Origin of the sequence: Arthrobacter sulfonylureivorans (assembly GCF_047607445.1) — a bacterium.
GTDB classification, from domain to species: domain Bacteria; phylum Actinomycetota; class Actinomycetes; order Actinomycetales; family Micrococcaceae; genus Crystallibacter; species Crystallibacter sulfonylureivorans_A.
Genome location: NZ_JBLKRT010000061.1, coordinates 1 through 8,673 on the forward strand (window position 1 = coordinate 1; position 8,673 = coordinate 8,673).

Consider the following 8,673-nt stretch of genomic DNA (forward strand, 5'->3'; position numbering starts at 1 on the left):
CGCTGGGCGTGCTGGGCATGCCGAAGGGCCGCAAGGCCGGCGCCAAGACCGGAACCACCAACGACTTCGCCGCCAACTGGATTGTAGGCGTCACGCCGCAGTATGCGACGGCGGTGTGGCTGGGTGATCCGCGCGGCGGCGCGCAGCACCCGTTGACCAAGGTGAGGGCCTATGGAAAGACCTTCCGCGACCTCACTGGCTCGGAACTGGCCGGCCCGGTGTGGAAGGACACCATGGAGGGCCTGCACAAGGGCCTGCCCGCGGAGCCAATGCCCGAAGCCGATCCGCTGACCAGCAGCGTGGCGGCATCGCGGTCCATGCCCGATCTCCGCGGGCTGGGTGTCAATGAGGCCATCACCGTGCTGCTGCGCAACAACCTGGTACCCGTGATTGCACAGAAGACCACCAAACCGAATCCACGCATCGGCAAGAACGTGGTGACGAAACAGTCGGCCCCGCCGGGCAGCATCCTGACCTTCCGGCAGGAAGTGACCATCACGCTCAGTGCCGGCAGCAACACCGCCATCACGGTCCCCGAGCAGCCGTAGGAGCCCCGATGTCCATCTTCGAGAAGCATCCGGCTGTTGCCCTCGCCACCGGCGTCCTCTGCCTGACGTCCGTCACCGCCACCGGACTCGTGGCACTGCAGTTGTCCGGCATGCCCATGGTCCTCCCCCGCGACCCGGCGCCCGCGGTGGCCGAGGCTGCGACCCCGGTGGCAATCAGCGCCGTGCTCGCGGACAGCCCGGCGTCCACGTCGCTGACCGCGCTGCTGGAGGAACCCCCGGAAAAATGGAAGCCGGACGGCCCGCTGCAGAGCGCAGTGGCGCTGCCGGTGCCCTACTCGTGCGACATCGGCGCTGCTCCGTCCGTCGCGGTGGCCCGTTCCTTCAAGGCGGGCAAAGTAAGCGTTCAGGTGGTCAGCGCGGCCTACACCGCCGGCCTCGGCGCCGAAGCAATGGATGAATTGCTGGACAACGCATCCGACTGTGCCGGAAGCTCGGTCGATGTCGACGGCGAGGATCTGGACACCCCAGGTGTCGAGGCGCACCGGGACTACACCACAAAGAGCGGGCGCACCATGCAGGTGGTCACGTTCCGGCGCGGGGACGTGCTGACCTTTTTGGTGGGAAAGGCCGATGAACGGCTGCGGAAGCTGGCCGGACAGCTCGACAAAAAACTCACCGAGACGCTGAATGACGTCTGCGCCGACCAGAAGTCCGACGCCGGCGACGCCGCCCGCTCCCCCTGGTCAACGGAGGACTACAAGCCCTTCACCCGCACCAGTACAGTGGCCATCCGCGCTGTCTCACCGCCGCAGGTACCGGCAGACGCCGGCTACCAGGCCGTGCCGATGCCCGCCCCAAAGCTGAAGGTCAAAGCTGCCCATCCCGCGGCTGAGCCGAGCTATCCGGTCTGGCCGCTGATGCCGGAGGCCCGGAAGGTGCCCAAACCGCCCAAGAGCCCGGTGGCCCAGCCCGCCACCTCCAGCAAGGTCAAGGTGCTGGCCGAAGACGCCGCGGGACCGGGCTGCGGCTGGGCTTTCACCGGAATGGCTCCGGTGCCTTACGACGCCGATGAGGCTGCGGCCGCCAACCGGGAACGTACTCACGCCGCGGAGGACAAACTCGCCACCGGCGTCGAAAAATGGCAGCAAGGCGTGCTGGATTACTGGGCCGCGTACGCCCGGTACCAGCGGGAGGTCAAGGAGTACAAGGACTATGCCGCCGCCGTGGCGAAAGTGAACAAGGCCTGGGACAAGATCGCGGCGCAGTGGGACGACTATTGGAAGGAATATGACGTCTACCAGCAGGCGTTGGCCGAACGCTCGGCATTCTTCACCCGGCGCGACAATGCGCGGGCCAATTACCGCAACGCCCTGGCAGCGTGCGAAGCGGACAACCTTGCAGCAGAGCAGGACTACCGCCGAGCGAGGCAGGACTACCAGGACGCCGTGGACGAGGCGGAAGAGGACGACGAGGATCCGCCGGCACCGCCCTCAGAGCCCACGCCGGTAAACTGCGAAGCCGCCATCGGTGTGCCGGCCATCCTGGACTGGGCACCGCCAGCCGAACCTGTGGCCCCGGCGACCCCGGCCGATCCCCGCCCAAAGGACCAGCGCTGAGACGGTAGAGCCCCGCGCGCCCATCGGGGCCTTGGGATCCCAAGCGGCCATCGGGGTCTGGGGATTTAGTTAGAGTGGTGGCATGGTCGATTCCACTGCCACAGCCGCCGTCGAGCACCTGGGTGCCGATGGGAGTGCGGTCCCGGACGCGTACTACGTGCGTCTGGACGGCGGACGCTTTCATTCCACGCTGCATTCCCAAGGCGCGTGGAACGACCACGAGCAGCATATGGCCCCGGCTTCCGGGCTGATGGTGCACGAGCTTCTGCGCAACCACCCCCGCGCGGAGATGGTGATGAGCCGCCTCAACTTCGAGATCCTGGGCATCATCCACGGCGGCGAATTCGAGATCCAGACCCGGGTGCTTCGTCCCGGCCGGACGATCGAACTACTGGAGGCCACGTTCATGGCACAGGGCCGCGCCGCGATCCGTGCCCAGGTGTGGCGGCAACTCGCCGGCGATACCGCAGCCGTCGCCGGTCCCGCGCATCAAGGCTTGCCGCGGCCGGAAGGTTGCCCGCCGGCGCCGATGCAGAGCGTCTGGGACGGCGGCTTCATCCGTGCCACGGAGTTCCGCACGGTCGCAGACGGCGGGCCCGGCAACCGAACGGTGTGGGCGCGGCCGTTGCACCCGTTGGTCTTGGACGAGGACATCCACCCGCTGGCCCGCTTCGTCAGCATTGTGGACACCGCGAACGGGGTGGCCGTGCGGCAGGACCCGCGTGAGTACATGTTCCCCAACCTGGACCTGACCATCCACTTGTTCCGCCAGCCGCACGGCGACTGGACCGGCTTGGACACCCGGGTCACTTTTGGCGCCGGCGGGGTGGGCATGACCGATACCGAACTGTTCGATGAGCAGGGCCCGGTGGGCCGCGCCGCGCAAATCCTGACCGTCCGTAAGTTCCCGGCAGCCGACGGATGAGCCTGCGCATCCTCACCATCGGACGCAAGCACGAGTCATGGGTGGCGGAGGGAATCGACCGCTACGAAAAGCGGATGAAGAAGCCGTTCGACGTCAGCTGGCAGCCCATCCCGCATTCCTCCCGGGAACATGACGCCGCGCGCCGGGAGGAATCCGAAACCCTGCTGGCCAAGCTCGCCGGCAAGCATGCCAACGACTTCGTCATCCTGCTGGACGAGCGCGGCAAGAACATCGATTCGCCCACCTTGGCCCGCACCCTGCAGCAGCCGCTGGACAGCTCGCGCAATGTCACGCTGATCATCGGCGGTGCGTACGGGGTGGACGACTCGATCCACCGCCGCGCCGACTTTGTCTGGTCCCTGTCCAAACTGGTCTTTCCGCACCAACTGGTCCGGCTGATCCTGATGGAGCAGCTCTATCGGGCCCAGGAGATCGCCGGTGGGCGGCCCTACCACCATGAATGACCATGGGTAGCGCGCTGCGCTTCGGCCGGTCGGCCGTCGTCGCCGCCGCCGTGCTCTGCCTCGCCGCTGGCGCACACACCGCCGCCGGCGGCGCCTTGCCGCCCGCCGCCGTCGTGCTGGCACTGGGCGCGCTCACCTGGCTGCCGGTCATGGTGCTGGCCGGGCGCCGGCTGGGGCCGGCCACCGTCCTGGCGGTGTTGTCCTTCGGTCAGCTGGCGCTGCACCAGGCCTTTGAACTCTTCGGAACAGTCCAGTGCGCGCCGGTCAGCCCGATGGCCGAACACGCCGGCCATGCCGGCCACCTTGGCCATGCCGGGCATGCGGCAGTGGCGCTCGACTGCGTGTCCGCGTCGGCGCACACCGGCAACTCGCCGGGTATGCTTGCCGCCCACGTGCTGGCGACCGCACTGACCGCGCTGATGCTGGCTCGCGGCGAGGCAGCCCTGTGGGCGCTGGCCGGCTGGCTGCGGCCGCTGGTCCAATTGCCTACCGCCACCGCGTCGCCCGTCCGCGCGTCCCTGCCGGTCAACACCCAGGCTCCGCTACCGCTGCACACCGCGTATCTGGTCAGGCTGGTGCCGCTGCGGGGACCGCCGGCGGAAGTGAACGTTCCGCTTCCGGGCTGACGCCCGATGTGAATTCCCACTTCTTCCGGTGCTGTGGCTGCAACCTGCCCAGCGCCCCCTGAAAGGCACCCCCAGTGAAAACCATCCACCGCATTACCCTCCGCACCGCCCTCGCCGCCGGGGCCACTGCCGGCCTGCTGGCCGTCGGCGCCGGCGCGGCCTCCGCGCACGTCCACGTCACGCCGGAGAACAACGCCGCTGGCGGCAGCTCTGTGCTGACCTTCGCCTTCGCCCACGGCTGCGAGGGCTCACCGACCACCAAGATCGGCATCTCGCTGCCCGAACAGCTGGTGGACGCCACGCCCACCGTGCACCCCGGCTGGGACGTTGAGAAGGTCAGCGAAACCCTGGATACGCCGAAGACCTTGGCCAGCGGCGCCACTGTGACCGAGCGGGTCAGCCAAGTTGTCTTCACCGCCAAGGAACCGGTGGCGGACGGGCTGCGCGACACGCTGCAACTGCAGGTGCTGCTGCCCGAGACCGCCGGTGAAACCCTGGCGTTCCCCGTCCTGCAGACCTGCGAGAAGGGCGAGACGAACTGGGCCGAAGTCCCCGCCGAGGGCCAGGACCCGCATGATCTGGATTCCCCGGCTCCTTCGTTCGTGATCGGCGAAGCCGTCGCGGACGGCCACGCAGAGCACGACGGCGGTGCCTCCGCTGGTGCCGAGGCCGCCGAAGCGCCGGGCACCGATGGGTCGGGCAATAGCGCCGCGGCGGTCGCTGGCTGGACCGGGCTCGGTGCCGGCGTGCTGGGGCTGGCAGCGGGCGTGACCGCGCTGGCCCGGACGCGCCAGAAGGGCTGATCCTCCCGATCCAGGGCCGCTGCCGGCCGGTGGGCTGTCCACTGCGGACAGACCACCGGCCGGCGGTGTTTAATGTGAGCATGATGAATCGTTTCCGGCTGAGGCCGACCGCCGCGGCCCTCTTCGTTGGCTCCGCCCTGCTGCTGGCCGGCTGCGGCCAACCGGGCCAGGAGCCCGACGCTGCGCCGGCGTCCGCCGGCCCGGAGGACAGCGCACCGCCGTCGTCCGCTGCACCGGCCCCGGAGACCGAAAATGCCACGGAGACCGAAAGCGCCGCCGCGTCGCCGGAGGCGAGCAGCAGTGCCGATGCCAGCGCCGGTGACGGTTCCTGCAGCGCCGATCAGCTGGCCGCTTCCATCGAAACAGAACCGGGCGCCGGCGCCGCCGGCAGCGTCTACCGGACACTGGTGCTCACGAACACCAGCGACTCGTCCTGCACTCTGGCGGGCTACCCCGGCGTCTCCTACGTCGACGCCAAGGGCAAACAGGTCGGCGCTCCGGCAGACCGGGACTCCGAGGCCAAAACGGTCACCGTCACGGTGGCTCCGGGCGGCACCGCCGCAGCACAGCTGCGCCAGACGAATGCGCAGAACTACGGCGACGAATGCGGCCTGACCGACGTGGCCGGTGTGAAGATCTACCCGCCGAACCGCAAGGACTCGCTGATCGCCGAGCAGGAAACCGTCGGCTGCTCGGATGAGTCAGTGGTGCTGATGACGGTGGGCACGTTCCAAGCCCCGTAGCCCCCCGTTTCCGCTGCCGCGGAACTGCACGCCGTCGGCGACGGGGGTTAGGCTCAGACCATCGGTATGACGACGTCTGTGCTCGAACGCTTCAGCCCGGCCACCCGCGAGTGGTTCGCCGGCGCTTTCAGCGCGCCCACCGACGCGCAGGCCGGCGCGTGGAATGCCATCTCCGCTGGGTCGCATGCCCTGGTGGTGGCACCGACCGGTTCCGGCAAGACCCTGGCTGCCTTCCTCTGGGCGCTGGACACCTTCATCGCCGCCGCGGAAGCAGAGCCGACCCTTCCACTGGAGGTGCCGGAGCCGGCACCCAAGCCGGGACGCGGCCAGGCGGAATCCCGGGGTACCCGTGTGCTCTATATTTCTCCGCTGAAAGCGCTGGGCGTGGACGTGGAGCGGAACCTGCGGGCGCCGCTGATCGGCATCACCCAAACCGCCAAACGGCTGGATATGCCCGCCCCGTCCATCACCGTGGGCGTCCGCTCCGGCGACACCCCGGCCAACGAACGCCGCCGGCTGCTCACACATCCGCCGGACATCCTCATCACCACCCCCGAATCGCTGTTTCTGATGCTGACGTCCAAGGCACGGGAGACCCTCGCCTCGGTGGACACCGTGATCATCGACGAAGTGCATGCCGTGGCCGGGACCAAACGCGGCGCGCATCTGGCGGTCACGCTGGAACGGCTGGACGCCGTGCTGAGCCGTCCGGCCCAGCGGATTGGCCTCTCCGCAACGGTGGAACCGCTGGACACTGTTGCCCGGTTCCTGGGCGGCAACGCCCCGGTGGAGATTGTTGCCCCGCCCGCGCGGAAGTCGTGGGACCTGACCGTCACGGTCCCGGTGGAGGACATGACGGCGCTGGCCTCGCCCAGCCAGGAAGAACTCGGCCCGGGCGCGCAGCCCGCATCCATCTGGCCGCACGTCGAAGAGAAGATCGTCGACCTAATTGCCGAGAACCAGTCCACCATCGTCTTCGCCAATTCCCGCCGCCTGGCCGAACGGCTCACCGCCCGGTTCAACGAAATCTGGAGTGAACGCCAAGCCCTCTCCCTCGCCGGCGATGATGTCTGGGACGCAGTCCCCGGCGAGGGCACGGGTGTCGGCGCAGGCACGGGCCCGGGTGTCGGCGTAGGCACGGGCACGGGCATGGGCACCGGCACAGGCATGGGTGCGGGCACCGGCACCGGAACCGGCACGGGCACACAGACCAAGCCGCCGGCCCAGATCATGGCGCAGGCCGGGTCGATGTCCGGCGCGGACCTCATCCTTGCCCGCGCCCATCACGGCTCGGTCAGCAAGGAAGCCCGCGCCGAGATCGAAGACGATCTCAAGTCCGGCCGGCTGCGCTGCGTGGTGGCCACCTCCAGCCTGGAGTTGGGCATCGACATGGGCGCCGTGGACCTGGTGGTGCAAGTGGAATCACCGCAGTCGGTCGCAAGCGGCCTGCAGCGCGTGGGGCGGGCCGGGCACCAGGTCGGCGAAACCTCCCAGGGCGTGCTGTTCCCCAAACACCGGCAGGATCTGGTCAACACCACGGTCACGGTGGAGCGGATGCTCGCCGGTCGAATCGAGCCGCTGTTCATTCCGGCCAACCCGCTGGACATCCTCGCCCAGCAGACCGTGGCGGCCACAGCGCTCGGCGCCGTCGATGTGGAGGAATGGTTCGACGTCGTGCGCAAATCCGCGCCCTTCGCCACGCTACCGCGCTCCGCCTACGAGGCCACGCTGGACCTGCTGGCGGGACGCTACCCCAGCGATGAGTTTGCCGAACTGCGCCCGCGCATTGTCTGGGACCGGCTGGCCGGGACCATCACCGGTCGCCCCGGCGCCCAGCGGCTGGCCGTGACCTCCGGCGGCACGATTCCGGACCGCGGGCTGTTCGGCGTGTATCTGGTGGGGTCCGAGGACGAGAAGAACCGCGGCGGCCGGCGGGTCGGCGAGCTGGACGAGGAGATGGTCTACGAGTCCCGGGTGGGCGACGTCTTCGCGTTGGGTGCGACCAGCTGGCGGATCGAGGACATCACCTACGACCGGGTGCTGGTCTCGCCGGCCTTCGGGCAGCCCGGCAAGCTGCCGTTCTGGAAGGGCGATTCACTCGGCCGGCCGGTGGAACTGGGGCGGGCACTGGGCCGTTTTGTCCGGGAACTATCGGGGGCGGCGGAAGAACCGGCGCGCGAGCGGCTGGCCGGCGCCGGGCTGGACGATTGGGCCGCGGGGAACCTGCTTGCCTATCTGGCCGAGCAGCAGCAGGCCACCAACGACGTTCCCAACGACCGCACGCTGGTGGTGGAGCGGTTCCACGACGAGCTCGGTGACTGGCGGGTGGTGCTGCACAGCCCGTTCGGCATGCCGGTCCACGCTCCGTGGGCGCTGGCCGTCGGCGCGCGGCTGCATCAGCGCTATGGCCTGGACGGGTCCGCGATGGCAGCCGATGACGGCATTGTGCTGCGCGTGCCGATGATGGAGGACGAGCCGCCCGGCGCCGAATTGTTCCTCTTCGATCCCGAGGAACTGGACCAGATTGTCACCGCGGAGGTGGGCGGTTCGGCGCTCTTCGCGTCCCGCTTCCGCGAATGCGCCGCCCGCGCGCTGTTACTGCCGCGGCAGAACCCCGGCAAGCGCAGCCCGCTGTGGCAGCAGCGCCAGCGCTCGGCCCAACTGCTGGATGTGGCGCGCAAGTATCCGACCTTTCCGATCATCCTGGAGACAGTGCGCGAGTGCCTGCAAGATGTCTACGACCTGCCCGCGCTCAAGGACATTGCCGCCGGCATTGAACGCCGCGAGCTCCGCCTGGTGGAGACCACCACGCAGCAGCCCTCGCCGTTCGCGCGGTCCCTGCTCTTTGGCTATGTCGCGAGCTTCCTCTACGAGGGCGACTCCCCGCTGGCCGAACGCCGGGCCGCCGCGCTTTCCCTGGACCCGGGACTGCTCAACGACCTGCTGGGCCGCGCCGAACTGCGCGAACTGCTCGACGAGGGGATCAT

At 69.0% G+C, this 8,673-nt stretch carries 8 protein-coding genes; all 8 read left to right on the plus strand.

Annotated features, from left to right (window positions below):
• A partial coding sequence (locus tag ACMX2H_RS18365; protein WP_414962642.1) for a PASTA domain-containing protein occupies positions 1-548 on the plus strand: 548 nt, incomplete at its 5' end.
• An 8-nt stretch (positions 549-556) separates the two neighbouring features.
• Positions 557-2,125, plus strand: coding sequence for a hypothetical protein (locus ACMX2H_RS18370; protein ID WP_414962643.1), 1,569 nt, complete (start codon positions 557-559; stop codon positions 2,123-2,125).
• A gap of 82 nt (positions 2,126-2,207) precedes the next feature.
• On the plus strand, positions 2,208-3,050 hold the full coding sequence (locus tag ACMX2H_RS18375) for a thioesterase family protein (RefSeq protein ID WP_414962645.1): 843 nt from the start codon (positions 2,208-2,210) through the stop codon (positions 3,048-3,050).
• Positions 3,047-3,514 carry a 23S rRNA (pseudouridine(1915)-N(3))-methyltransferase RlmH gene (locus ACMX2H_RS18380; RefSeq protein ID WP_414962646.1) on the plus strand — a complete coding sequence of 156 codons (468 nt, stop codon included), beginning with the start codon at positions 3,047-3,049 and terminating at the stop codon, positions 3,512-3,514. The genes ACMX2H_RS18375 and ACMX2H_RS18380 overlap by 4 nt, the downstream gene beginning before the upstream one ends.
• A gap of 2 nt (positions 3,515-3,516) precedes the next feature.
• Positions 3,517-4,140 carry a hypothetical protein gene (locus ACMX2H_RS18385; RefSeq protein ID WP_414962648.1) on the plus strand — a complete coding sequence of 208 codons (624 nt, stop codon included), beginning with the start codon at positions 3,517-3,519 and terminating at the stop codon, positions 4,138-4,140.
• Positions 4,141-4,214: 74 nt separating this feature from the next.
• On the plus strand, positions 4,215-4,943 hold the full coding sequence (locus ACMX2H_RS18390) for a YcnI family copper-binding membrane protein (RefSeq protein WP_414962650.1): 729 nt from the start codon (positions 4,215-4,217) through the stop codon (positions 4,941-4,943).
• 80 nt (positions 4,944-5,023) lie between these two features.
• Positions 5,024-5,686 carry a DUF4232 domain-containing protein gene (locus ACMX2H_RS18395; protein WP_414962652.1) on the plus strand — a complete coding sequence of 221 codons (663 nt, stop codon included), beginning with the start codon at positions 5,024-5,026 and terminating at the stop codon, positions 5,684-5,686.
• A 66-nt stretch (positions 5,687-5,752) separates the two neighbouring features.
• Positions 5,753-8,673 (plus strand): DEAD/DEAH box helicase (locus ACMX2H_RS18400; RefSeq protein ID WP_414962654.1); only part of this gene is annotated, 2,921 nt, incomplete at its 3' end.